This is a genomic window from Acinetobacter sp. KB005, assembly GCF_049949095.1.
GTDB classification, from domain to species: domain Bacteria; phylum Pseudomonadota; class Gammaproteobacteria; order Pseudomonadales; family Moraxellaceae; genus Acinetobacter; species Acinetobacter calcoaceticus.
This window is the reverse complement of record NZ_CP188191.1, coordinates 963,004-989,194: the sequence shown is the minus strand read 5'-3', so window position 1 is coordinate 989,194 and position 26,191 is coordinate 963,004. Positions and strand designations below refer to the sequence as shown.

27 protein-coding genes are annotated in these 26,191 nt (G+C 38.4%); 6 read left to right on the top strand and 21 right to left on the bottom strand.

Annotated elements, in window-relative coordinates:
• Positions 1 to 6: 6 nt before the first annotated feature.
• The 5 genes from ACPF64_RS04855 to ACPF64_RS04835 form a co-directional block, all read right to left on the bottom strand.
• Positions 7 to 1,434 carry an amino acid permease gene (locus tag ACPF64_RS04855; RefSeq protein ID WP_081407769.1) on the bottom strand — a complete coding sequence of 476 codons (1,428 nt, stop codon included), beginning with the start codon at positions 1,432 to 1,434 and terminating at the stop codon, positions 7 to 9.
• Between the two features lie 376 nt (positions 1,435 to 1,810).
• Complete coding sequence (locus tag ACPF64_RS04850; protein ID WP_005049120.1) at positions 1,811 to 3,250, bottom strand: amino acid permease; 1,440 nt, start codon at positions 3,248 to 3,250, stop codon at positions 1,811 to 1,813.
• 162 nt (positions 3,251 to 3,412) lie between these two features.
• Positions 3,413 to 3,772 (bottom strand): RidA family protein, encoded by a 360-nt coding sequence (locus ACPF64_RS04845; RefSeq protein WP_426455722.1) that lies wholly within the window; start codon positions 3,770 to 3,772, stop codon positions 3,413 to 3,415.
• A gap of 10 nt (positions 3,773 to 3,782) precedes the next feature.
• Positions 3,783 to 4,886: an alanine racemase gene (gene alr, locus ACPF64_RS04840; RefSeq protein ID WP_426455721.1), complete on the bottom strand. Its 1,104-nt coding sequence runs from the start codon at positions 4,884 to 4,886 to the stop codon at positions 3,783 to 3,785.
• Between the two features lie 20 nt (positions 4,887 to 4,906).
• Positions 4,907 to 6,172, bottom strand: coding sequence for a D-amino acid dehydrogenase (locus ACPF64_RS04835; RefSeq protein ID WP_056484021.1), 1,266 nt, complete (start codon positions 6,170 to 6,172; stop codon positions 4,907 to 4,909).
• A 136-nt stretch (positions 6,173 to 6,308) separates the two neighbouring features.
• Here ACPF64_RS04835 and ACPF64_RS04830 point away from each other — a divergent pair, with 136 nt between their 5' ends.
• Positions 6,309 to 6,776 (top strand): Lrp/AsnC ligand binding domain-containing protein, encoded by a 468-nt coding sequence (locus ACPF64_RS04830; RefSeq protein ID WP_003655656.1) that lies wholly within the window; start codon positions 6,309 to 6,311, stop codon positions 6,774 to 6,776.
• A gap of 42 nt (positions 6,777 to 6,818) precedes the next feature.
• Here ACPF64_RS04830 and ACPF64_RS04825 read toward each other — a convergent pair whose 3' ends face one another.
• Positions 6,819 to 7,964 (bottom strand): DUF1624 domain-containing protein, encoded by a 1,146-nt coding sequence (locus ACPF64_RS04825; RefSeq protein WP_426455720.1) that lies wholly within the window; start codon positions 7,962 to 7,964, stop codon positions 6,819 to 6,821.
• Between the two features lie 74 nt (positions 7,965 to 8,038).
• Between ACPF64_RS04825 and ACPF64_RS04820 the strand changes: the two genes are divergently transcribed.
• Positions 8,039 to 10,138: a TonB-dependent siderophore receptor gene (locus ACPF64_RS04820; protein ID WP_426455719.1), complete on the top strand. Its 2,100-nt coding sequence runs from the start codon at positions 8,039 to 8,041 to the stop codon at positions 10,136 to 10,138.
• A 45-nt stretch (positions 10,139 to 10,183) separates the two neighbouring features.
• Here the strand turns inward: ACPF64_RS04820 and ACPF64_RS04815 are convergent, their stop codons facing one another.
• The 7 genes from ACPF64_RS04815 to ACPF64_RS04785 all read right to left on the bottom strand — a co-directional run bounded on the left by ACPF64_RS04815 (position 10,184) and on the right by ACPF64_RS04785 (position 15,627).
• Complete coding sequence (locus ACPF64_RS04815; RefSeq protein WP_426455718.1) at positions 10,184 to 10,561, bottom strand: nuclear transport factor 2 family protein; 378 nt, start codon at positions 10,559 to 10,561, stop codon at positions 10,184 to 10,186.
• 28 nt (positions 10,562 to 10,589) lie between these two features.
• Complete coding sequence (locus tag ACPF64_RS04810; protein ID WP_016139626.1) at positions 10,590 to 10,970, bottom strand: ribonuclease E inhibitor RraB; 381 nt, start codon at positions 10,968 to 10,970, stop codon at positions 10,590 to 10,592.
• Positions 10,971 to 11,098: 128 nt separating this feature from the next.
• Complete coding sequence (locus ACPF64_RS04805; protein WP_035364002.1) at positions 11,099 to 11,764, bottom strand: RluA family pseudouridine synthase; 666 nt, start codon at positions 11,762 to 11,764, stop codon at positions 11,099 to 11,101.
• Positions 11,765 to 11,868: 104 nt separating this feature from the next.
• On the bottom strand, positions 11,869 to 12,576 hold the full coding sequence (locus ACPF64_RS04800) for a DUF1003 domain-containing protein (RefSeq protein ID WP_426455717.1): 708 nt from the start codon (positions 12,574 to 12,576) through the stop codon (positions 11,869 to 11,871).
• A 78-nt stretch (positions 12,577 to 12,654) separates the two neighbouring features.
• Complete coding sequence (locus ACPF64_RS04795; protein ID WP_426455716.1) at positions 12,655 to 13,158, bottom strand: DUF2867 domain-containing protein; 504 nt, start codon at positions 13,156 to 13,158, stop codon at positions 12,655 to 12,657.
• Positions 13,159 to 13,647: 489 nt separating this feature from the next.
• Positions 13,648 to 14,847 carry an MFS transporter gene (locus tag ACPF64_RS04790; protein WP_426455715.1) on the bottom strand — a complete coding sequence of 400 codons (1,200 nt, stop codon included), beginning with the start codon at positions 14,845 to 14,847 and terminating at the stop codon, positions 13,648 to 13,650.
• 195 nt (positions 14,848 to 15,042) lie between these two features.
• Positions 15,043 to 15,627, bottom strand: a complete 585-nt coding sequence (locus ACPF64_RS04785; RefSeq protein WP_426455714.1) for a TetR/AcrR family transcriptional regulator — start codon at positions 15,625 to 15,627, stop codon at positions 15,043 to 15,045.
• Between the two features lie 252 nt (positions 15,628 to 15,879).
• Between ACPF64_RS04785 and ACPF64_RS04780 the strand changes: the two genes are divergently transcribed.
• The 3 genes from ACPF64_RS04780 to ACPF64_RS04770 all read left to right on the top strand — a co-directional run bounded on the left by ACPF64_RS04780 (position 15,880) and on the right by ACPF64_RS04770 (position 18,363).
• Positions 15,880 to 16,581, top strand: a complete 702-nt coding sequence (locus ACPF64_RS04780) for an SDR family NAD(P)-dependent oxidoreductase (RefSeq protein ID WP_426455713.1) — start codon at positions 15,880 to 15,882, stop codon at positions 16,579 to 16,581.
• A gap of 89 nt (positions 16,582 to 16,670) precedes the next feature.
• Positions 16,671 to 17,288, top strand: coding sequence for an FMN-dependent NADH-azoreductase (locus tag ACPF64_RS04775; protein ID WP_426455712.1), 618 nt, complete (start codon positions 16,671 to 16,673; stop codon positions 17,286 to 17,288).
• 4 nt (positions 17,289 to 17,292) lie between these two features.
• Positions 17,293 to 18,363, top strand: coding sequence for a zinc-binding alcohol dehydrogenase family protein (locus ACPF64_RS04770; RefSeq protein ID WP_426455711.1), 1,071 nt, complete (start codon positions 17,293 to 17,295; stop codon positions 18,361 to 18,363).
• Between the two features lie 78 nt (positions 18,364 to 18,441).
• On the opposite strand, the gene ACPF64_RS04765 is transcribed toward ACPF64_RS04770, so the two are convergent.
• From ACPF64_RS04765 to ACPF64_RS04730, 8 genes are all read right to left on the bottom strand, one after another.
• Positions 18,442 to 18,918, bottom strand: coding sequence for a hypothetical protein (locus tag ACPF64_RS04765; RefSeq protein WP_426455710.1), 477 nt, complete (start codon positions 18,916 to 18,918; stop codon positions 18,442 to 18,444).
• A 45-nt stretch (positions 18,919 to 18,963) separates the two neighbouring features.
• The gene (locus tag ACPF64_RS04760; protein ID WP_426455709.1) at positions 18,964 to 19,386 is read right to left on the bottom strand and encodes a hypothetical protein; all 423 of its coding nucleotides are present in this window, start codon (positions 19,384 to 19,386) and stop codon (positions 18,964 to 18,966) included.
• Between the two features lie 106 nt (positions 19,387 to 19,492).
• Positions 19,493 to 19,738, bottom strand: coding sequence for a hypothetical protein (locus ACPF64_RS04755; protein WP_426455708.1), 246 nt, complete (start codon positions 19,736 to 19,738; stop codon positions 19,493 to 19,495).
• Positions 19,739 to 19,747: 9 nt separating this feature from the next.
• Complete coding sequence (locus ACPF64_RS04750) at positions 19,748 to 20,236, bottom strand: hypothetical protein (RefSeq protein WP_426455707.1); 489 nt, start codon at positions 20,234 to 20,236, stop codon at positions 19,748 to 19,750.
• Positions 20,237 to 20,241: 5 nt separating this feature from the next.
• Positions 20,242 to 20,583, bottom strand: a complete 342-nt coding sequence (locus ACPF64_RS04745; protein ID WP_426455706.1) for a hypothetical protein — start codon at positions 20,581 to 20,583, stop codon at positions 20,242 to 20,244.
• A 6-nt stretch (positions 20,584 to 20,589) separates the two neighbouring features.
• On the bottom strand, positions 20,590 to 20,946 hold the full coding sequence (locus ACPF64_RS04740) for a hypothetical protein (protein ID WP_426455705.1): 357 nt from the start codon (positions 20,944 to 20,946) through the stop codon (positions 20,590 to 20,592).
• The gene (locus ACPF64_RS04735) at positions 20,946 to 22,187 is read right to left on the bottom strand and encodes a hypothetical protein (RefSeq protein WP_426455704.1); all 1,242 of its coding nucleotides are present in this window, start codon (positions 22,185 to 22,187) and stop codon (positions 20,946 to 20,948) included. Before ACPF64_RS04735 ends, ACPF64_RS04740 begins: the two co-directional genes overlap by 1 nt.
• Positions 22,188 to 22,194: 7 nt before the next feature.
• Positions 22,195 to 24,975, bottom strand: coding sequence for a DUF2345 domain-containing protein (locus ACPF64_RS04730; RefSeq protein WP_426455703.1), 2,781 nt, complete (start codon positions 24,973 to 24,975; stop codon positions 22,195 to 22,197).
• Between the two features lie 261 nt (positions 24,976 to 25,236).
• On the opposite strand from ACPF64_RS04730, the gene ACPF64_RS04725 reads away from it, so the two are divergent.
• Complete coding sequence (locus ACPF64_RS04725; protein ID WP_426455702.1) at positions 25,237 to 25,929, top strand: tetratricopeptide repeat protein; 693 nt, start codon at positions 25,237 to 25,239, stop codon at positions 25,927 to 25,929.
• Positions 25,930 to 26,191 lie beyond the last annotated feature (262 nt).

Below are 26,191 nucleotides of genomic sequence, written 5' to 3'. Positions count from 1 at the left end.
GAATCATTAATCAAAAGTTTCTTGGCCTAGTTTTTTCATGCGCGGTTTATAAAACACATGATAGCTAACGCCTAAAACAACTAGCCATAATGGACTAACATATACCGCTTTTAATGTATCTGGCTCTAATGCCAAAATCACTAAAGTGAACAAGAAAAATGCAATGACAACATACGCCATCAACACCCCACCCGGCATTTTAAAGGTCGATTTAGCATGTAACTCTGGACTCAACTTACGGTAACGTAAATAGCACGCCATGATCAGAAGCCATACGCTAATAAAGAGAATCACACAGAGTGAACTTGCCAAAGTAAATGCTTCCATCGTGTTTGGGACAAAGTACTGCAACACTGCCCCACCCATAATGAAAATACATGAGAAGATTAAACCATTTGAAGGTACGGCACGTTTTGATAAACGCCCCAATGCACTTGGCGCCTGACCATCTTTCGATAAACCGAACAGCATACGACTGGTTGAAAACACACCGCTGTTCATAGAGGACATCACCGAAGACAGCACCACCAAATTCATAATGATGGCAGAAACTGGAATACCTGCATTTAAAAACAACTCAACAAACGGGCTTTTATCTGCGCGAATGTGATCCCATGGTGTCACTGACATCACTACAAAGAGTGCTAACACATAGAATAAAATAATACGAATTGGAATCGCGTTAATCGCTTTCGGTAGATTTTTCTCTGGATCTTTCGTTTCAGCCGCTGTTGTACCAATCAGTTCAACGCCAATAAAGGCAAACACGGCAATCTGGAAACCTGCCAAAAATCCGCTTACGCCTTTTGGAAATATGCCGCCATGCGACCATACATTACTTACACTCACAACCTCGCCATGTGGAGCTTGAAAATGAGTGAGGATCATGTAACCACCGACACCAACCAGGCCAATAATGGCCAAAATCTTAATGAGTGCGAACCAGAATTCAACTTCACCAAACAACTTCACCGTAAGAAGGTTAAGCCCTAAAATGAATAGTACACAGCCTGCACTAATCATGGCCTGTTGCATTGGTGAGAAACTGGCGCCTTCGGGCAGCCAGAAACTTAAATAGTTAATGACCGCAGACAAATCAGCAATACCGACCAGTACCCAGCCTAACCAATAAGTCCAGCCTATATAATAGCCAGCCCATGGTCCGATCAAGTCATAAGCCATATCGACAAATGATTTGTAATGTAAGTTGGCAAGCAGTAGTTCACCCAATGCACGCATCAGAAAAAAGAACATGCCACCAATTAACATGTAAATCACAAGAATTGAAGGACCAGCGAGGGATATGGTTTTGCCCGAGCCCATAAATAAGCCGGTTCCAATTGCACCGCCAATTGCAATCATTTGTAGATGGCGATTATTTAATTTCCGTTGTAAATGATCAGGGGAGCCTGCCTCATCTGGATGATGAACCATTGTCATATTAGAAGTCCTTTTTATATTTTGCTTAACTTAAAATCAGCAACCTATAGGGAGAAAAACGAACCGTATATCGTGGGTTGCTGAGTCTATACCTCAGGACAAGATGTTCAAGTATATTTTTCCTTAATTGATAAATCGTTTGTCCTGTTTTTTTAAGTCACATTATTTATGTAATGCCTTCACGGCAATTTTAATTAACATATCTGGATTCTCCAGATTAGCCGAAGTGTAGCACGCGATAATGCTATATGTACTTTTCCAATACCCTCAAAATCGCACCATTGACTCAAAAATAAACAATATTATTCCGATAAAAAATCGAAAGAAAATAAAAAAAGCCAATCATGATTGATTGGCTTTTTATTAAAACTTAATGATCGTTGACGAGCTCACGTCCTAGTTTTTTCATGCGTGGTTTATAGAGCACATGATAAGTGACGCCTAAAATAACCAACCATACTGGACTGACATATAGTGCTTTTAAAGTATCTGGTTCTAATGCCAAGATCACCAAAGTGAAAAGCATAAATGCCAGAACTATATAGCTCATCCAAACACCGCCCGGCATTTTAAAAGTTGATTTTTCATGTAATTCAGGACGTAATTTACGATAGCGTAAATAGCACACCATGATGAGACTCCATACACTAATGAATAGAATCACACAGAGTGAACTTGCCAAAGTAAATGCTTCCATTGTGTTTGGAACAAAGTACTGAAGTACAGCTCCGCCCATAATGAAAATACATGAGAAAATCAAACCATTTGAAGGTACTGCACGTTTTGATAAACGGCCAAATGCACCCGGTGCCTGACCATCTTTTGATAAACCAAATAGCATACGACTGGTTGAAAACACACCGCTGTTCATTGAAGACATCACCGAAGACAGCACCACCAAGTTCATAATGATCGCAGAAACCGGAATACCCGCATTTAAGAATAACTCAACAAACGGGCTTTTATCTGCGCGAATGTGATCCCATGGTGTTACTGACATCACAATAAATAGTGCCAATACATAGAACAAAATAATACGTATCGGAATCGCGTTAATTGCTTTTGGTAAATTTTTCTCTGGATCTTTCGTTTCAGCAGCCGTTGTACCTACAAGTTCAACACCGACAAAAGCAAACACGGCAATCTGGAAACCAGCCAAGAAGCCTTCAGTACCTTTCGGGAATAAACCACCATGCGACCAAACATTACTCATGCTTGCTACAGCACCTTGAGGAGCTTGGAAATGGCTGAAAATCATGTAACCACCCACTCCGATCAGGCCAATAATCGCCAAGATCTTAATGAGTGCAAACCAGAATTCGATTTCACCAAACAAACGTACTGTCAGAAGGTTAAGACCCATCACAAACAACACACAGCCTGCGCTAATCATGGCTTGTTGAGTTGGAGAGAAGCTCGCACCATCGGGCAGCCAGAAACCTAAATAGTTGATGACCGCTGAAAGGTCCGCAATACCCACCAGCACCCAACCTAACCAATAGGTCCAGCCCAAATAATAACCAGCCCAAGGACCAATCAGGTCATGAGCCATATCCACAAAAGATTTGTAATGCAGATTTGCAAGGAGCAACTCGCCCATTGCACGCATTAAGAAAAAGAACATTCCTCCAATGATCATATAGATCAAAAGGATTGAAGGACCTGCGAGGGAGATGGTTTTACCCGAGCCCATAAATAGGCCGGTTCCAATCGCACCGCCAATTGCAATCAGTTGTAAATGACGGTTAGACAGTTTTCGTTGCAGATGATCAGGAGAATTTTCTGTATCTGAATGACGAGCCGTTGTCATATTAAAATTCCTTTTTGAATTCCTTTGTTAAGATCAGCAACCTATGATGAAAATTGAACCGTATGCCATAGGTCACTGAATCTGTTCACCAAAAAATGACTGGTTAAACCGTATCTATCTTCCTTCTGTTAGATACATCATCATTTTTGGAGTAAAAACGAATTACTTTTGTGCTGCCGTCACGGCAATTTCAATGAGCCAGTCTGGATTAACCAGATCGGCCTGAATTGTGGCACGCGATGGAGCAACACACCCTTTTAACCAATCAACCCAAATGGCATTTACAGTTGAAAAGTCAGAAAGATTTTTTAAATAGAGCTGCACAGAAAGCAAGCGAGATTTATCAGTATCGGCAAGCGCCAAAAGTTCATCAATTGTTGCAAGAATTTCACGAGTTTGGCCTGCCACGTCTTGCTCGGTATTTTTAGGTACCTGACCTGACAAATAAACCACTTTGTTAAAAACAGTCACGGCACTCATGACTTCGTTAGTGTTAATCTTTTGTATATCTGAATTAGACATTCGGATTTCCTTATACCTGATTAATAAATTGAACACGGGCGGTGACGGCACACATCAGTTCATACCCCACCGTACCGGATGAAACTGCGATATCATCAATAGGCAAAATAACGCCTGTACTTGATTGCCCCCAGAGCACCACTTCACTGCCAACTTTGGCATTTTCAATACCCGTTAAATCGACTGCCAACATATCCATGCTGACGCGGCCGATTGTACGAGTGCGTACAGAGTCCACTAAAACTGGAGTACCTGTCGGTGAAATTCGCTGATAACCATCGGCATAGCCACAAGCGACAATCCCAATCGTCATTGCTTGCTCTGCGACAAAGTTTGAGCCATAACCTACGCTTTCATTCGCATCTAAATGCTGAATGGAAATAATTTCACTGCGTAAACTCATGGTGGGTTGTAACCCCCAATCGGCAATACTATGCGTTGGATAGTCTGGCGAGCTGCCATAGAGCATGATGCCGCTACGGGCATAATCTGATTTGAGCTGGTCTTGATAGCGCAAAATTGCCGCGCTATTACTTACCGACCTTTCACCCGGTAAATCTTTAATAATTTCTTCAAATGCAGTGATTTGATAATCAATACCTTGCTGGCCGAAACGATCGCCATCTGCATCTGAAAAATGCATCATGTGCGTAATCTTGTTTACGTTGGACAAGTTATTTAAACGTTCCCATGCCTGAACATAGTGCTGTGGTTTAAAACCAAGGCGGTTCATGCCACTGTTCATTTTTAGGCAAACATCAAATTGAGCTGGATAGGGATGCTGTTGAACCCACTCAATTTGCTCTTCACTATGAATAGTGAAACTGAGTTGGTACTGCACACAATCAAATAAATCTTGAGGAGAAAAAATCCCTTCGAGCAACAAAATTGGACCTGTCCAACCCAGAGCACGAATTCGTTTTGCTTCATCAAGATCAAGTAAGGCAAAGCCATCTGCTGCTTTAAATGCTTCATAAACACGTTCAACTCCATGTCCATAAGCATTGGCTTTTACAACGGCAAAGATCTTACTGTTTGGCATAGCCTTGCGTACCACCGCCAAGTTATTTTGCAAGGCTTGACGGTGGATAACTGCGGTAATAGGACGAGGCATGATTTATTTCCTAACGTCCGTTATGCAGCATGCGCATGAGAATAGCGCTGAATTGAAAGACCATCTGTACTGATTTCAGTCTTATGATTCAAGACGATGTCACTGATTAATTTCCCTGAACCACACGCCATAGTCCAACCTAAAGTGCCGTGACCTGTATTCAAGAACAGATTTTTAAAGCGAGTCGCACCAATAATTGGGGTACTGTCAGGTGTCATCGGACGTAAACCCGTCCAGAAAGATGCCTGTGCCATATCACCGCCCGGGAACAAGTCCTGAGTCACCATTTGCAAGGTTGCACGGCGGTCTTCGTTCAGACCTAAATTGAAACCACTTAACTCTGCCATTCCACCTACACGAATACGTTGGTCAAAACGGGTAATCGCAATTTTATAGGTCTCATCAAGCACTGTAGATTGCGGAGCAAAAGCTGGATCGACAATTGGAATCGTCAACGAGTAACCTTTTACAGGATATACAGGCAACTGTAGATCGAGTGGTTTCAAGAAATCACGTGAATAACTACCAAATGCTAAAACATAACGATCTGCGGTTAAGACTTTGCCATTGACCTGAACGCCCTTAATTTCATCGCCTTCAACAATCAATTTTTCTACGTTCTGGTTGAACTGGAAGTTAACCCCAAGCTCTTTAGCAATTTGAGCTAAAGCATTGGTAAATAAATAACAGTCGCCTGTCTCGTCATTTGGTAAATGCAAACCGCCAACCAGTTTATCTTGGGTGTTTGCTAAAGCTGGCTCTACACGACCAAGCTCATTGCCATTTAATAATTCGTAACTTACGCCACACTCTTGTAGCACGCTAATGTCGCGTTGAACCGCTTCCATTTGCGCTTCTTTACGGAATAACTGCAAAGTGCCTTTCGCACGGTTTTCGTAATTAATACCTGTATCTTTTCTTAATTCACGTAAGCAGTCACGGCTGTATTCAGCCACACGCATCATACGTTCTTTGTTCACGGCATAACTTTGTGGATTACAGTTTTTTAGCATTTGCGCCATCCACTGTAACTGCCACATGCTGCCATCTAAATTAATTGCAAGCGGTGCGTGGTGTTGGAACATCCACTTCACAGCTTTAAAAGGAATTCCTGGTGCTGCCCAAGGGGTCGAATACCCAGGCGAAATTTGCCCTGCGTTACCAAAACTTGTTTCTTCAGCAGGACCTGACTGACGATCAAGAACAGTGACCTCAGCTCCTTGTTGAGCTAGATAATAGGCACTTGCCACTCCGATAACGCCGCTGCCTAATACAATTACGCGCATTTCCATTCCCTCACGCACACCAGTTTATTTAACTAGTATATTTCCGCCTCAATAGTTTATTTCACTGTTTTTCTGACTATAATCTAGGTAAATTTATGTTTTTATCACAAGAATTTTAAAAAAAGAGGAAATATCTATGCGCCCCCTAGATCGTATAGATCGCATGATTCTGGATATTTTGCAGCGTGAAGGACGAATTGCGATCAGTGAATTGGCATCGAGAGTCAACCTGTCGACCACCCCCTGTTCAGAGCGTGTCAAGCGACTTGAACGCGATGGCATCATCATGGGTTATTTCGCACGACTAAACCCAGCCTACGTTGACCGCAATCTGCTTGTTTTTTTAGAAATTAAGTTATCTGCCAAATCTGGCGATGTATTTGATCAGGTTGCCAGAGACTTAGTCGAGATTCCGGAAGTACTCGAATGTCACCTCATTTCAGGTGAGTTTGACTATCTTGTAAAAGCTCGCTTAAAAGAAATGAGTGCCTACCGCCGCTTATTGGGTGATCTGTTAAAGAAACTCCCCGCTTCGGCATCTTCACATAGTTATGTAGTCATGGAAGAAGTTAAAGAAACTCTATATCTAGATGTGAGCAAGTAAAGCGAGGCCACTATTGAACTCGCTTTACCCACATTTTGAACATTAGAAATATTTTAAAATCGAAATATGTTTATTTTGATGTTTGAATTTTGAGAACCATTTAACAGCAGGATAAAGCGCAAAAGACAACACAATCGTGATTAACCACAGCATCCACACATGATTAACCGATAAATAGTTGCCATGGTTGGCTCCCCACATATTCACTGCAAACACATACATCAGTTTCAACACATATAAATGCAGTAAATAAAAGAACATAGGCACCGAACCAAACACCACTAATGGTTTTAAAAATGAATATTGCTGCATACGTTCAAAAGCAACCAGCACAATTAAACCGATTCCAACATTCAGCAAAATAAACAGTAAAGATGGTGGATACTTGGTGAGGTTAAAAAAGCTCATTAAAGTGAGTTGTAATGACTCAAAATGCTGCCACGGCTGGTCGCCATAGATATTGATAAAACGCAATAAAACGAATAACCCAATACTTACCAGACCGATACTCAATAAATAGTGGCTTCTTTGCTTTGCAGTATATTTTGAACTAAAAACTTGGCCTAGAACATAACCCAGCAAAATAACACCAATCCAAGGTAAAACAGGATAGCTTGTTCTGAGCTTTATACCTGCAAACTCAATCCAACCACGCTCATGTAAAACGAACCATATATTCTGTAAAAAACCATTTGTAAAATGCACAGAATCTAATAAGTTATGCCCCAAAATAATAACCAAAGCTGCGCCAGTAAGAACAGGTAAAGGCAAACTCACACAGCCTGCCAACACCACCATGCTAATACCAATCGCCCATATCACCTGTAAATAAATGACTTCTGGTGGAAAAGTTGCTGTCCAAGCAAAGTTCACCAATGTCAGCTCTAACACAATTAAAAATAAACCACGCTTCAATAAAAACGCACGGGTTTGCTGTAAATCTTGTTTTTTTGAATGAAATAAAAAAGCCGAAATACCTGTTAAAAGAACAAAAACCGGAGCACAAATATGTGCCAATAACCGACTACCAAATAATGCAGGTTCAGTCATTGTTACATCCATTGGATCTATGACCTGCTTATGCAAATAGAAAGTTTCTCTTACATGGTCGAGCAACATAATCAAGATGACCAAACCACGTAAGGCATCAATCGACTGTAAACGCTCAATATTTTTTTCTAAAGACATAGCGATAATCAATAAAATAATGTAACGTTATACTATTACATTTAATCCCTTTTGTCTTTCATGGCTGCTCATTTATGCAACACAAATTAGGTTTGTTGTCTTCCTTAGGTCTATCGTTTATCTCGACACTTAGTTGGGGAGAAGAAACGTCAACGGTACTGGCAACCATACGCGTTCAGGCTGAAACTACCCAAGAAGATGTAAGTCAAAATAATTCAGCGACTAAATTTTCTCATGATGTTTTGGATGTGCCTTTTAATCGTGCTTTTGTTTCTAAGCAGGTGATGGAACAACAAGACGTTCAGCGCATTGATGATGCATTAACCTTAGTCAGTGGGGTTTTTCATCAGAATAATTATGGTGGTGGTTTTTGGGATAATTACTCTTTCCGTGGTTTTAGTGGTGATCCAAATTTAGGGGCTGCCATGATCCGTAATGGTTTGAGTGTAAACCGAGGTGTTAGTGCTCCCAAAGACATCGTAAACATTGACTCTTTAGAATTTTTAAAAGGACCAATGGCTGCCCTCTACGGACGTGGAGAAACAGGTGGTTTGCTCAATCTAAATAGCAAAAAGCCACAGTGGGAACGTGAAAGTGAAATTAACTTACGCGCCAATAGCCAAGAACAATATCGAATGAGTCTAGAGCATACCGCCCCGATTAACGATGAACTGGCCTATCGTTTAGCTGTTGCCCATGAAGATAATCAAAGCTTCCGTGATCATGTCAGCAGTGAACGCTGGTTCTTTTCGCCGCAGCTCACATGGAAAATTTCAGACCAAACGCAACTCGACTTTGATAGTGAATTTACTCAGCACAAAGGAACCTTTGACCGTGGGGTAAGCACCGTTAATCACCAGTTTGTGATGGACCCGAAAACCTTTACAGGCGAGCCTGATGACGGCGATATGAAAGTAAAAGATTACTTTTACCAGCTACGTCTTAGCCATGAATTTAACTCTGACTGGAAAATTAATAGTGCGGTCAGTTATAAAGATGCTCAAATGGTCGGCTTTTCGACCGAACCACGACGCATACAAGCCGATAGTCGTACTTTAGAACGCCAACGCCGCTATCGTGATTATCAAAGTGAAGATGTGCTCGCTCAGACAGAATTACTTGGTAAGTTTGATACGTCTTGGGCTCGACATGAAATTTTAGTTTCAACTGAACTTGGTCAACTCGACTATCAACAATATCAACTGCGTCGGAACCATGACTCAAATTCCCCCACTACAATAAACACAATTGATATTTACCAACCTGAATATGGGAAATATTTACCAGATTTAGCACCGTTCACCAACACCAAAGAACAGCAACGTTACTTTGCTCTTAATGTACAAGATCAAATCTTTTTTAATGATCAATGGAGTGTACTTTTCGGCAACCGTTTTGATCAGGTCGAACAAGACTTTAAAAATCACCTGACTCAGACCGAAAGTAACCAGACCCTTCATCAAAATAGTCCGCGTTTCGGAGTAAATTTTAAAGCCTCTGACCAATGGGCTTTTTATACAAACTATGGTCGCTCATTTGCGATGAATAGTGGTATGAACAGAAATGGACAAACCTTCGCTCCTGAAAAAGGCGAAAGCTATGAGGTCGGCACAAAATATAAAATAAACGACCAAAGTGTACTCAGCCTTGCTCTGTTTAAAATGAAAAAACAGAATGTACTAACCACAGATCCAATCGACAATGCATTCCAAACAGCCGCAGGTGAAGTTAGCAGTAAAGGGATTGAATTTGACTTCAATAGCCAGATCAATGACCGATGGCTCGTCAATGCCAACTATAGTTATACCGATGCTCAAATTGAAAAAGACCAAGACCTAGCAAAAGGTGCACGTCTGAGCAATGTGCCAAAACACCAAAGCTCAGTGAGCACCAATTATGAATTCCTGCAAGAAGTCACGAAAAAGGCAGGCATAGGTGCCAACCTCACCTATGTGGGTGAGCGCAGTGGTCATAACCTAGATAATGGCTTTAATTTACCGAGTTATACACTGGTCAATTTAAATGGCTACTACGCCCCGTCTGACCGCCTGCGTTATCAGCTGAATGTAAATAACCTATTTGATAAAACTTACTATGTCTCAAGCTATAGCGATTTATGGGTTCAACCGGGTGAACCACTGAACGCTTCAATTTCGGCACAGTGGAAATTTTAATTCATCTATAAAATAAAAAAGCCCGAATCATTTTCGGGCTTTTCATTAAAACATACCGTTTTCATTGACGAGTGGATCAGGCTGTATTTGCCCAATGTCCCAAAACTCAGCAATTTTTCCATTTTCAAAACGACAAATGTGAACCACTGCCAAGGTTGTTAACCCGTTCATTTGCATTTCAATTTTAGAATGCACAGCAACTAAATCACCATCTTCAATGACATGTTGAACTTCAAAGAATTTATTTGGAGTTTCAATTGCACTTTCACGCATTCCCTCCTTCAAAGAAGTTACATCACCCGCATAATAAGAGTTGTGATGCTTGAAGTTAGGCGCGGTGTAATTGCTATAGGCTTCATCGACTTCACCAGCTGCGGCAAGCTCTAAGAACCGTACGGCAATTTGTTTTTGAGATAAGTTCATGATTATCTCCTACCCGTTATTTTAGACCTTACTGTAACAGGTCATCTTCTTCGTCGCCTTCCTCGAAGACATAAGCCATACAGCCCCATCCATCATATTCACCCTGAAATTTTTCAGCGATGCTGGCAAACCATTGTTCTAAGTCAACAATGTCTGAATAGTCGGGTTCCATATTAACGAAGATCGTAATAATCCATTCATTTGGCTCAACGGCATCATCTTGAAAGAGTGAAACCTTTTGTTCTTGGTACAGTAAATAGAGTGCACATTGCTCTGCATTTTTCTGATCTTGAAAAGCAATAGAAAATTCAATTTCATGTAGATCGGTTAAATCATCCCCGTCTTCAGCCATTTGCCAAAGTACATTGCCGTTATCGTCATCTGGAAATTGTTCGTAATCACGAGTCATAATATGATCCCTTGTTGTTGTTGCCGTATTAATATTATTCGGCATTAAGAATACCCGACTTTTATTGCAGTTTGGGTATATATTCCGTTCCCAATTGCATCAAATTAATTTTTTTAATTATATAAATTTTAAAAAGGCACCTTCGATTCAATCACCACATCGGTTCCATTTAATGGATGCTGAAAAGCCAGATATGCAGCATGTAGCGCCATACGGTTTAAGTGAAATTGCTTTGGTTCAGGGTGATATAACTTATCACCCATAATCGGATGTCCAATATGCATCATGTGTACACGTAGCTGATGTGAACGCCCTGTTACTGGTTCAAGCAATACTCGACTTTGATCTGTTTTTTCATCATAGATGAGAGGCTGAAATAAGGTTTTGGCATGTTTGCCCAACTCAAAATGCACGATTTGTCTCGGGCGATTTTCCCAATCGGTAATGAGTGGAACCTCGACGCTCCCCTCTTGATTTACTCGCCCTTGTACCAAGGCAATATAGTGCTTTTTGACCGTTCTAGCCTGAAACATTTTACTTACCGCGACTTCTGCATCACGGTGTTTAGCAAACATAAGCAAACCCGAAGTCGCCATATCTAAACGATGAGTCACTTTGGCTAAAGGGAACTTTTCAAGCACCCGTAAATAGGCACTATCATGATGTTCAGGCAACCTCCCCATAACCGACAATAGACCCGCTGGCTTATCAACCACGACCAAATCGTCATCTTCAAATAGGATTGAAAGCGGATCTTGTGGCGGAGCATAAACAAAGTGGTCGTTTAAAGGCATTGTCGTAGAAACAGCAAGGGAGCATGGCGGCAGATCATAAAGAAATTTCAAATTTATCGCAAAATATTCTATACAGCTCATCATGTTCCACGTGAAACTCAGATTCAGTTTTTACCGTTTTTATTCATTTCAGATAAAAGATCGAGCTGAATTTCTTGAATATGCGCAAGTCTTTCCCATTGATGCGATAAAAGATGATCCATTTTTTCATGTAAATGGCGAATCTCCAGCTCAGCTTTTAAATTAATTTGATAATCATGTTGAGCGCGTAACCGATCTTTTACCTCTTGCCGATTTTGACTCATCATAATGACAGGTGCCTGAATTGCAGCTAAACATGACAACACCAGATTAAGCAAAATAAATGGATAAGGATCAACTGGATGCACCACCATCACTACAGTATTTAAAATGATCCAAGCCACTAAAAATAGTCCAAAACAAGTTAAAAAGACCCAACTTCCGCCAAAAGAGGCTATTTTATCTGCTAGTTTTTCACCCAAAGTCCAATTCTGATCGAACTCTGTCTCTGTATTTCGACTAATCAGCTCATGCCGTTGCATACTGCCAATCACTTCATTTTCTAAAGTTGTTAACTCACCTTTTTCTGAACGTAATAGTGATTGCACATACTTAATACGGTAGTCCGCCAAATCAGCGCGACAAATAAAGGTTGAAAAAGACCAAGCCGGATAATCTTTCAAGATTTCTTCACCAATGACATCTCGAATGACTTCACCAGAGACCAGATCTTTTAAGGGAAAACTCTTTCCACAAACGGCGCATTGGCGACACTGGTTTTTATTGTCCATTTTATTCAGCTCGCAATTTATAATGCGTATATTATATAAACGATTTCAACAGATAACATCGTAAATAAAAATAGTACTCTAGCCCAATATCTGTAAAGTGGCTGGTACTATTTTTCGGTGGGCAGGAATCACAGGCAACATGTACAGCCGCCCAAGTAAATTTTTAATATGCACTACTGTGGTTATGGTCAGTACTTGAGTCTTTTCATTCTTATAAATAGATAAAGTCACATTTAAATGTTTATCGTCATCGCCAACCACTAACTCATTTTCGGTACGCTGTAACAAGGTAAAAATTCCAATCCGATCACCAGCTACATATTCATTTTCTTTTTTATTCGAATCAATTTGCTTAAAACTTCCTAAATCTTTAAGCCCAATCTTTGAAGTAATTTTATTACGTAAATTCATACTCCATTCTATCCATTGAGGCGTGTGATGGAACAGTTTAATGAGCTGCCCAAATACATTCAGGTCTGGTTGACCAAGCACAATACTCCACGAATCGTGGAAGTAAGCATTGTTCAATTGAGATGAGATTTGGCTGTCATGCGGCAAGGCAGAAAGATAAGGCTTATTCATAAATTATATTCTTGTAAAGTATCGTTTTTATTATAAAGAATTTTTTAGGGTGTCAAGGGAAAACATCTATGGTTTACTTCAACAATTATAACTTTGTAAGTTAGAACCTTATGCCTATAAACTTTTAATCTATAGCGTCCTAAGCCGAATCGAGACCTTTTGGGTGAGTACACACTAACGTTATACGTTTTGGTGCATGCTACTCTTTTCGATCCCTATCACACCCTTGAGATATAGTTTAGCCAGCACCCTGCGGGATTGTTTTTCTAAGAACAGCTAATTTTCATTATTTTTGGAAATTTTTACGCCATTAAGTAAATTAAAAAGAATTTATTCCCATTTCATCATAATTACTTAAATTTAAATTCCACTTTATTTGTATTTTACGGTTTATTTTACCAACTCATTAACTATTTTTTATAGCATTGCATCAAAATATGAAAATTAAATCACCCTTCACTTCTTCAGTCATGAAGGGCAAAAATCTTTTTATGAAGAAATAAAACCATGCTTACGAGCGTTGTAAACGGTGCATAACGCGATGAGAGCAAAAACCAGCATTATCCATGGAAAAGAAGCTGCACCAAAGCTTTCAAGTAGCCCACCGCCAACCATTCCACCGAATGCGATAGCAAGGTTAAACATAGTGACCAACATGGACTGTGCGACATCTGCCTCATGACCCGCAGTATTTGCTAAGGCTGTTTGTAATAATGTTGGAGCACCACCAAAAGTTACTCCCCATAACACTACGCCAGTTATAACTACAAAACTCGAAGAGCTGTAAGCACCTAACAGTATTGTTGCAATAGCAAATACAAATAAGCTTAAAAGCGTTATTTTTCTTAATGATCGATCGATAAATACACCTGTAATCAAGATGCCCACAATTGAAGAAATACCAAATACAAAAAGTATCGTCTCGACTTTGTATGCCTGCCCTGTCGAAGCCAAGAAAGGCGAAATATAAGTATAAAGAATGCTATGGGCTAATATCCAAAGGAATACGACTGCTAAAATAGCTCTAATGCCGGGCATTAAAAGAACTTTTAAAATGGGCAACCTTTTTTGTGCTGACTGTCCCGCAAAATCAGGAATACTAAAACGAATCCAGACAAATAAAATCAATGCCAGTAAAGACATTATCCAAAATACGCCACGCCACTCAAACAGCGTTCCTAACCAAGCACCCAAAGGAACACCAATAGACAAAGCAATTGGCTGCCCAACCCCAGCAATTGCTAAAGCTCGACCTTGATAAGATGCAGAGACCATGCGTCTTACATAACCCGCTAAAAGCCCCCATATAACGCCCGCCGCCATACCTGCAATGAAACGAGCAATCAAAGTCAAAATATAATCATTTGATAAGGCAGTAATCGCATTAAATAAAAGTAAACCTGCAATAGCACTGAGTAACAAGGGTCTCCGATTCCAACTACGGGTAAGACTAATGAGAGGTATTGCCGCTAAAACTGAGCCCAAGGCATACACTGCAATAAGCTGCCCTGCGTATGCCTCTGAAATATTTAGCCCTTGACTGATTTGGGGCAAAAGCCCTGCTGGCATGGTTTCTGTCATAATGGTTAGAAAACCTGCAACAGTAAAAGCCAACAGTTTCCAAATCGGTAATTGAGCAGAGAACTCTTCACTTAACTGATGAGATGTTTCATCACTCTTAATATTCATAAGGGTTTACTCTCAAATTCTTCTTCAGCGGACTTACCATGCTCTGCATAGCTATACGCTTGTTTTACAACGTTAGGATAGGAAGACATTTGTTCTCCATGTGTACTAAAAATTATTATGGAATGATCATTCCAATTTAAGTTAAATAAAAACCTTAACTATCCAGCTCAACAATAGTTAAGGTTTAAATGAGTTTTATAAAACGTTTAAAGCAACTTCGACCACATCCATTAAGCATTGCTTTCTTTGTTCAAGCGGGCTGCCTTTGCCTAAAACACGTAAACCTTGCATGGTATTTAGAAAGAAACTTGCTAATGCACGTGGGTTTTGGGTAGAAGCAATTTCACCAGATTGTTGAGCTTTAATTAACAAACTCTCTAAAGCATGTTGTAGTTTCTGTAGATTACTTACAACAAATTGAGCGACATCTTCATCATGGCCAGACAACTCTAAACAAGCATTTGCGACCAGACAGCCTTTGTGTTCTGCATCATTTAGCTCATCTTCAACCACATTAATCAGTAATTGCCGAATAAGTTCTTTCGGTGATCCTGAACCAGACAGCAACTTCACATTGTTAAGCGTGGTTAAAAGTTCATAGCGTTGTAACGCTTTTTGATAAAGCCCTTGCTTACTTTCAAAAGTACTGTAAAGGCTACTTCTAGATAATCCCGTACCATCGACTAAGTCTTGAACTGAAGTCGCTGCATATCCATGACGCCAAAAAACATGCATGGCTGCATCAGCAATTTCATCAGTTTCAAATTCTTTTGTTCGCATAAGCAGCCTTAACAGGAACGATCGTTCCAATTAATTTATGATATGAAGATAAATAAGTCAAATTAAAAATTATTTTATCAATCGTTGTCCCATCTGGATCATTCAAACCAAACTTACTCATTACTGCTTTTAAGATTTTTTGTTTTGCTCTTTTCAGTATCATTTTTTATAGATAACTTTTTCGCTTGAATACATTATAAAAACATATTATAAACTATTTCTAACCAAATAATTGGTTTTTGGAACTTTATAATGAACAACAATATTATAATCTTTGGTTATGGAACAGGTATTTCTAAAGCCGTAGCACATAAATTTGGTAAAGAAGGCTATAAAATCGGGTTAGTGGCACGAAATGCCGAAAAACTCGAAAAGGCCATTTTAGAACTTAAAACACATGGTATTGAAGCTTACGCTTTTACATGTGATTTAGCGGTTCTTGAAGATATACCAAATCTTATTCAACGCATTAAAGATCAATTAGGAGAGATTAAAAATATTCATTGGAATGCTTCCCATGATATTGAAGGCAATATCTTAGAAACCCCTCCACTGGAGCTCACCAAAAGCTTTCATATTCGCGTTTCGAGCTATATTGCTACGGTACAAGCTTGCCTACGTGATTTAGAAAAAAATCATGGCAGCATTTTATCGACAAATGGAATTTTCGCGTTCGATGCGGTCGGAATAGATTTAGTTGCTAAAGAATATTCATCTTTAGCAATTGCTGCCGCCGCTCAATATAAAACCACCAACTTACTTGCTCATAGTCTCGCTGACTCAAATGTTTACGTAAGCCAAGTAATTGTGAATGGCTTTGTTGATGGAACACCGGGTGCACAAGATAAAAGCTACACGGTACATCCAGAAACGATTGCGGAGCAGTTCTGGTACTTACATCAACATAAACAAGAAACTGTCTCTCTTTGTGGTGAAGCAATTCAAGCTGCTTAAAACAATTCCTAATGAAAAATTTATTTAATGAATTTAAAATTATTTATTAAATAACAATACATTAAAATATTTCTAATATAGAGAAAACTATGAAAGTCCTTCATATCAACTCATCAACTCGTGGTGAGAATAGTCAGTCTTTACTTATTGCTGAACAAGTAATTACTCAGCTTAAAATAAAGCACGCTGATTTGGTTGTTGATGAATTTAATCTTTTTGAAGATGATCTGCCTGCGTTCGATAAAAATGCTGTGGGTGCCAAAATGGCATTATTTACAGGACAAGATTCAAACTCGAAAGAAAAAGAAGCATGGACAAAAATTAAAGAGGTTTATGACCGCTTTGCATCTGCCGATATCTATGTATTTAACGTACCTCTTTGGAACAACAACATTCCTTACATCTTAAAACAGTTTATTGATGTCGTAACTCAGCCGGGTTGGGCATTTGGTTTTGACCTATCTACTGGTTACACAGGCTTGTTAAATAATAAAAAAGCATATGTCGTGATTGCTAGTGGCGTGTATTACCAAGGTATTTCTAATAATTTCGGTTCTGACTTTGCAACGCCTTATCTTAATGACTGGTTAAAGTTTATTGGTGTAAGTGATATTGAGAATATCCATATTTCACCTACAGTAGTGAATACAGACTATGAGAAAACAAAGCAAGATGTGATGAGTGATGTCGAGAAATTGATCGCATAAAACTATGGATAGCAAAATAAATTATGCAGTTGCTATTTGTGAACCATTAGAACTTGAGCATCCAGATTCGTTTATGGATGTTCAAATTCCTTACCCAGAAGCACTGCCTCACGATGTTATTGTTAAAGTTCAAGCAATTTCAATTAACCCTGCCGATACGCGTGCGCGACGTAGAAAAACGAAAGATAACCAAACTACAGTTCTAGGATGGGATGTTGCAGGAACAATCGTTGAAATTGGTTCTAAAGTCTCTGGAAAATTCAAAATTGGAGATACAGTCTATTATGCAGGTGATATCAATCGATCTGGGGGAAATTGTGCTTACCATGCAATTGACTCAAGACTGATTGCTCACGTACCTCAGAGTATTTCTATAGAAGATGCCGCTGCTCTACCCTTAGTATCTTTAACCGCTTGGGAAGCGTTATTTGAAAGGTTATCAGTTCAAATTAACACGAACCATGTAGATCTTCTTTTAGAAGATGATGAAAACCAGCCAAGATCTTTGCTGATGATTGGTGGTGCTGGTGGTGTAGGCTCAATGGCAATTCAACTTGCTAAACTTGTACCGCAGTTAACTGTTATTTCTACTGCTTCACGGCAAGAAACGAGTGATTGGTGTAGAAAATTGGGAGCCGATCATATTATAGATCACACTCAAGACATCCCTACTCAATTAGCCCAATTGGGTTACTCTGAGGTCGACTATGTCTTGATCTGTAACTCACCAGATTCATATTTTGACCAATTATCTAACATGACTCGGCCATTTGGAAAAATTTGCAGTATTGTGCCCTTTTCTCATCCACAAGATTTCAATCTATTGATGAAAAAGAGTTTGTCATTTCATTGGGAACTTATGTTCACTCGATCCAGTTTCCAAACCCCAGATATGGCAAAACAGTCTGAAATTTTAGGTCATGTTGCAAAGTTAATTGATCAAAATATTATTATCTCACCAAGACTTACATCTCTACATCCTATTAATGCTAAAACCATCAAACAAGCACATCTGTTGATTGAGTCAAATAAGACAATTGGTAAGATTGTAGTGGTTAATGAAAAGGCTAATTAAATAAAAGTAGAAGAAGCGTAATTGATTACGCTTCTTCTACTTTTTAAATTTATGCTTATATACCGCAAAATTATTTAACTATTTCTCATACTCTGAAGGATCAATTTTGTATTTTTTAAATAAAATAGAACGTACGGAGTCATTTATACTGTCATCATGTTTAATAATTAAATAAATATCCTTTTTTGTCAGAGGAATTTCTTTTAATAAATCGGGTAAGTCCGTTGTTCTTATAGCACTGACTTCACTAGGTTGTTTCAGGATATCTGGATCTTGTTCTTCAAATTTAAAATCAACACCTTGCAAGTTAAAATAAACCATAACTCTTCTATTTAAAGAATCACTATCATCATATAAAACAGTACCTTCTGGTAAAATATAATATTCTGGCAAAGTGCTATTTTTCGAATATTTACTTTCAAATGAATATATCTTTAAAGGTTTTTCTAAAACATGAATTTCGGGTGTTTTTGTACGGTTCCAGAAGTAATAGTTTATTAAGGACTGTATGATGAAAAGTAAAATTAGTAGGGAAATTAATAAATTCTTTTTCATACGTATCTCTTATTTAAACGAAATAAAATCATATGGTTAAATATCTTATTCATTTACAATAAATTCATAGGTCTTATCTAACTTCCCATCCCCACTAGCATAAAAACCAGCATATATATGAATCGTAAAAGTTCCCTTATATTTTGGAACTCCAGAAATTTTTAAATTGTTATAAGCATCCGCTTCATTTTCATCTATTGGGCTAATAGAGATATTCATATCACTAGGGAAATTAGTTTCAATTTCAAAAGAATATGGTATTACTCTACCACCTGATATGTTCAATTGCTGATTATATGCCTTTCCTACATAGGCTACTGGAAGACTATCAGGCTCAATTGTATATTCGTGACTACACCCTGCCATAACTAACAATGAAACACGCAAAGTTATTAATTTAAGTTTCAAATTTTTAAACAAATTATTTTTCTTCCCATACAACTGAAAATTTTTCTGATTTAGAGACATTACCAATCATTGCAGAGAAAATTGTTTGGCATTCTAAATTGATTTTTTTTAACTGAACTTATATCTATAGGCTGGCAGCTTCTATTATCATGATTTGTGCAAAATTCTACAGATACATCACAATCTTATTTATATAAGTATCTAATGTTTGCTGATGATCAATCATATTTTTACAAATAAACTTTTTTGATGATGATTTTTTTATTTTATTTAAAACTTCCTTATCTTCAATCTTGATAGAAAAATTTAATTTTTCATTACTTTTTACAATATCATCTATTGTGAAATTTGAAAAACTTTCACTACAACCAGTTAATAAAATTAATCCTAACAAACAAAGAAATTTATCCATTTAAACATTTCATTTAAAGTAAGATTTTCTTATAGCTTCTTTTGATATTAAAATATCATCTGCTATGACTTTATCTCCTTTTAAAAAGCCACCAAAAACCACTCTACAAGACATATCATTAGATAATATTTTTTCTAACTGGCTCTTATTGATACATACATTCATTGACTCATCTTTGCAGACTTTAAAGTATCCATGCGAAGTATATTTTCCATTTACCAACTTCTCGTCCTTAACTGAGATAGCACCTACAACAAGATAGTTTTTAATATTATCGCACTTAAAATGCGAGTATTTATAATTATTTTCTTGAGAAATATTATTTAATTCATTATCCGTTTCTAAATTAAATTTAAAAATATCACCACTCATACCATACATATGAGAATAAGTTAAATTCTTAAGGGTCATATCCTTAAAATTTTCTTTCTCATTTTTCGAGAAAGGATTACAACCTGAAAATAAAATAGATAAAATTATTAAAAAATATTTATACATCCATTTTATTCTACAATAATTAATTTATATTTTTTATTCAGTTCATCACTACCACCGCCATAAAAACCTGTTGAAATATTTATCGTATACTCGCCTTTATATTTTGGAATACCTTTAATTGAAAAGTCATTAAAACCGCTAGCATTATTATTTGATTGAATTTTTAATCCTAAATCATCAGGCATATTAGTATCTATTTCAAAATACTTATCCACTACTTTTCCGCCAGTAATTTTTATATTCTGGGAATATGATTTATTAACATAAGCTACAGCGAGTTCCTTTGGTTGTGCATCATAGTTGCTACAACCATTAAGAGTCATTGCCAATAGAATATATCGAAACATGTCTTTTTATTCTTTAACTACAAATTCATAGGTTTTATTTAGCTTGTCATCGCCTCGCCCATAAAAATGTGCATTAATTATAATTTCATATTTCCCTTTATATTTTGGAATTCCATCAATTTTTAAATGATTGTATCCATCTATATCATCTACAGGAGTAATTTTAATCTCCTGATCTTCTGGAATATTGGAATTTAATTCAAAATGTTGTTCAGAAACTTTCCCTCCTGTAATTTTAATAAACTGTGTATATGACTTTCCAACGTGAGCTTCAGGTAATTTATTGGGAGAAATATCATACTTATGTCCACATCCAGTTAGTATAAAAAAACTTAGAACTATTGAAAATTTATAAAGCTTCATTAAAAACCCTCTCTTTTAACAACCATTGCAAAAAAAACATTCTTACAAAAATTAGTGTAAGAAATATTCTTCCCTAATCTTTGCCTATTTTCTCCCCATGAAAACAGTTTCAATGATACTAAAGTTTTGTTAGGGTCTAATTCCTTTGTAATAGGATTCCCATTAGCTTCTCTTAGCTTATCTGTCCAAACCACCCAATGATCAGGTAAGTTCCGTGTTCCAGAACTAAAACCATTACTCAATATACTTGCAGATATTAAAGTAACTACATAAAACCCAGATTCTATATATTTATTAAGCTGATCAACCAAACTAGGAGTAAATCCCGTTATAGAGAAGGAAAATGTTTCCACTCCTTTAAAACCACTTTTCTTAAACCAATTAGTTACCTCTGTCCAGAAAGTTACACCCGGAACTTCTTGGCTAGGGTCTTTTAAATGTAATGCTATATTTTCGGACTCTCTTAAACTAGCTAATGTGATCCAATCAATTGGTGGAATTTTAGGTAATTCACCATCATAAAAATTTTTTACACGCACACATCCATCTTTAGCCGGCTTTATTTCTAATTCACCTATTCTAGTCACTCCCGTTTCCCATAATTGCTTAACTGCAAGCTTATAATTATTAGGACTGAGATTAATAAGACAAAAAAAGTAGACTGCCGGACCACATAATGAAGCCAAGTCTTGATTTGGTAAAGGTTCATTCAAACGAGCTTGTAAACCAGCTTCAATTTGTAGTTTTGAAAATGGGTCTTTCGCTTCCCCAGGCTTACAGCCAGGATCTATACATTGAAAAACTCTATCTCTGCTCAAATTTAGCTGGAATGTATTTTTAGACTTAACCTCTTTAACAACCTTAGTCATGTAAGTTGCTTCGTTATACTTTACTTTAGATATTTTAGTGTTTTGGCTAAAATTTGCAGATGGATAAGACTCAATCTTATCTGGCAAAATATAATTACTTAATACTAAAGCTTCTTTCCCACTGATACTTAGTCGGTATAAATCAAAAAAAATTACGCAGTCTCTTATATTTTCAATACCTAACTTACTACCATCTATCTCAGCAGATCTCGTTTGATAAAGATTATTTCCTACTTTTTTGAATTCCTTACTTGTAAAAAGTATCGAAGTTTCTGCTTTATTTTTTACGGTATTGTAAACATACAACCTATATTTCAATAAGCTAGGTTTTACATTTGTTTCTAAAACAACATATGGATAATACTTTGCCATTATTCTTTTACTCTATATCAATTTTTTCATCTTTAAATAAATGAAGTGATATCTCTTCTGGTTGGTAGGATTTAAATAGATCTGTATATCCTTTATCATCCGTACAACCTTCTACAATCTCCCCATTAGGTAAGAAAGCGATATATTTGTGATTTGCAAAGTTATTGCCATCTTTATCTTGCAAAAAATATCTCAAGTTATATTTATTAATTTCTCCTAATACTGGCAACGCAGGAACATTCGCATTCGCACTCCCGCCCCCCATAAACAAATGCTGCCCAGCCTTCACTTCAAACTTACCGCCTGTCGTCATAAAAATGCCTGAACCAGTAATTTTGACTTGAGAGCCACCTGCGGTGAGCACAATTTCTTTGGCTGCGGTCGCTTCAATTTTGTCTTCTGCTGAAATAATCTGAACAGCTTTAAGGGCAATTAAATCTGCTCCATCGCCTTGCGCTTGTATCTCGACCTTGCCTTTGCCTGCATAGAGTCTTGCGCCTTCTTGCGCTGCAAAAAGGCTAATTTTATTTTGGGCGTGTGCAATCAGGTTCTTTTGTGTAGACAGATTTATGCTGTCCCCAGCAGTTTGGTTTATCTGACCATCTGCGCTTAAGTGAATGTCTTCGTTACTGCTCAGCGCGATGCTATTTGGGCTCGCCAACAGCATGATCGCCTCTTTAAAGGTTTTAGCTTTTGCGTTGTCTTGCAGCTCGAGTTTTTCAATAAAGGATTTTAGGTTTTCTAAATTTTCTAAAGGGTCAGTTTGCTGATTTTTGGCAACTTCACTGAGTGCCTTGGCATTATTAAGGCCACCGTCTATTTGTTGCTTGGCCTCGTTTGCATCGAGGTGTACGCCTTGGGCTTGATCCTGTTTATGGGTACTAACGAGTAAACCACTGCCAGCTCGCACCGCTCCCCACTGGTCTGTTCTAAGTTCAAAACCTTCTCCACGACCATCACTTTCCGCTTTGTCTTTTGGATGGCTTAAGTTACCCAAGTTGAGCTGGCTTGCCGCATGGCTGCTTTGTAGCTGGGCACTGATTTGGCCTGTGGTGTCATCAAAACGGAGTTGGTTAAAACCTTTGCCATCCACTTCTTCTGAACGAATACCACTGAGTTTTTTAGTGTCGGGTAATTGGCCTTTCTGGTCGAATTGGGTTGGGTGACGTTCAGCTTCATGAATTCGACCCACCACAAACGGACGGTCAATGTTGCCGTCAAAAAAGTCGATGACAACGATTTCACCCACGCGAGGCAGGAAGCGTGCGCCATAACCTGCGCCTGCCCACGGGGTCAGCACATCGACCCAAGCCGAGTCAGTGTCATTATCGTTACTGCCTGCTCCACCGTCATGACTATGGTCGTCAGTTCGGGTAAATAGGAAACGGACTTTAATGCGTCCCCATTGATCAACATGAATGCTCTCGCCTTCCAGTCCCACCACTCTAGCGCGCTGTGGGTAAGCCGCGGGGCGATGCTCGAGCGGGTGATATTCAGGCACAGCTTTAATGTTGCGTCGAACAACATTCAGCTCAGCAAAGTGGCGCTGCTCAGGGTTTTGCGTGTCGAGTTGGGCCGCCTTGAGCTTGTCTTTTGGTAATAGGCGCTCGAGTTGCTGTTGTAATTCTTTCGGCAAATTATTCTGGTTATAGTAGTGCTTGCTTAAGATTAAAAATTCTTTATCCGCACTGTCGTGTCGTTCAAGTTCAGGGTGGTCATTGAGTTCAAACCAATAACCCACTTGTGCATCACGAACGTTGCCTGAAACGATAAACTGTTTAGAGCTCAGGTGATGGTAAGCATTGATGTGCTGGTTTAACTGTTCAATCTGGCTATTGCCTGAAGCTGTGGCTTGGTCTTCGCCTTTTAAGTCCTGCATCCACGCTGGGCTAACGTGCCATGCATCTTCAAGGTTCAGGCTAGCATTGTCAAAGTGTTCGCTGTGCTGCTGGGTGCCTTGTACGCTGCCACTGCCTTCTTCTTGTTGGAGGGCATCTGCTTGCCAACGTTGAACATGAACCGAAGTTGGTTGTAAATGGCGCTCAGCTTTAACTTGGGTAATGGTATCGAACTGTTCTGTGGCACTGCTGCGTTGGTAACGTAGGCTACGACGTTCAAGGGCCTGATAATTTTGGTTATCGTCAATTAAACGTAACACTTGTGGCTGAATGGACGCATTCGGGTCAGCGACTAAAAGCTGAGATTCATCGATTAGCCAGTTAATGCCCTCACTACGCCACAAGCGGGTTAAAAAGTCATAGTCGCTTTCGTTTGACTGCATCACAAACGGACGCACATCGTAGTCTTTAGTTAAGTCTGCCGTGTCAAGCGTTAAGCTTGAAGCAAATAACGGGCTTTTACCTTGCCATTCTTTAAACAGAATTTCACTAATATCACGTACGCTTTTGTTCATAAACACACGGCTATTGCGGCGTTTATGCCAGAGTGCAGTTGGATCTTTTAAGGTTAAGTTATAAATAGTGAGTGAGCCATCGCTTTGCCCTTGGCTGGCTTCGGTAATAATGCCTGTCGTTCTAAAAAACTGGCCCATGTCAGTGACCTGATCGACGGCAACCTGACAGCCAATAAATTGTTTTAATGCAATATGTGCGTTCGTCGACAGACACAGTAACTCAGCAACGCTGCCCTGATTGAGCGTATGTTCGCCTTCAATGCGTTGCAAGAAGACTTGCTGATTTAAAGACTGATTTGAGAATTGGATATGAACAGCGCGATTTTGTGAAACAAGGCCTAAACGCTCCAATATACTCGACACACTCATCTGCATTTTTATTATCAATCAAACTTATATTTAGGCCGCATTTTAATTAAAAAAAGACTAACCTGTCTATCTATACTCATTTTCAAAATGTAACTAGTCTAAATATGCGGTTCTACGTTAATTTGTTATTTAATGGGTATTTTGTGAGTAAAATTAGATCATTTTAAAGCGCTATAAACCAGCCAAATATATTTAATATTTTTCTTTTATATTCAAACAGATATTAAAGAAAGTAACTACTCAAATTAATAAAATTCAGGATGAGATATGAAAATAAAAAAGTCTGCTTTTTATATATTTACGGTGATTTTCTCACTTCACTCTTCAGCATTTGCTGAACCGAGTGTCGCCGATATTCAATATCGTGCGGAACAAGGGCAACCCGTGGCTCAATATCATTTGGGCATGATGCTTTTAAGTGGCGAACAAGGCGTTGTTAAAAATTATGAGCAAGCTTTTAAATGGCTAACTGCGGCTGACCAAAATGGAAGCGTGGGCGCAAAATATAGTTTAGGCATGATGTATTACACAGGCACAGGCGTCGAAAAAGATGCCAAGCGCGCTTTTGATTATTTTACTAAGGCTGCGGCCAAGGGTCATGCTAAAGCGCAATATAACTTAGGAGTTTTATATGACAAAGGTGAAGGAACTGCGCAAAATTATGTGCAGGCGTTTGAATGGTTTAGTCGTGCTGCCGAGCAATGCTATCCACCCGCAGAATATAATTTAGCTCAGCTATATAAAAAGGGTCACGGCGTCACCCAAAGTGATGAGCAGGCACTGAAGTGGTACACCAAAGCGGCTGAGCATGGCGAAAGTGATGCCCAGTACAACTTGGCCCAGATGTATTTAAATGGTGAAGGCACACCGAAAAACCTACAACTGGCAAAGAAATGGTTTCAGCAAGCTGCCAATGCAGGCGATGGAGATGCAAAAGAAATGCTTAAAAGTTTAGAATAAGGCAGCCATCTCTATAATATTTTATTTATAAGATGATGAATCTCTATTGTTAACAACATTACACTTATAATTTATTTTATTCTTTATTTTTTCTAATTAAATACAAACATTAATTTCATTATTTTAAAAATACATTTAGATTCATTATTAAATCAAAAATATTTTAAATATTAAATTGACGTAATTAAAATCACCGATTATTATCTCGTTGCTGGCCTACATTTGCCAGTCGGTTATGACAGACCGCGAATAACAAAGACGA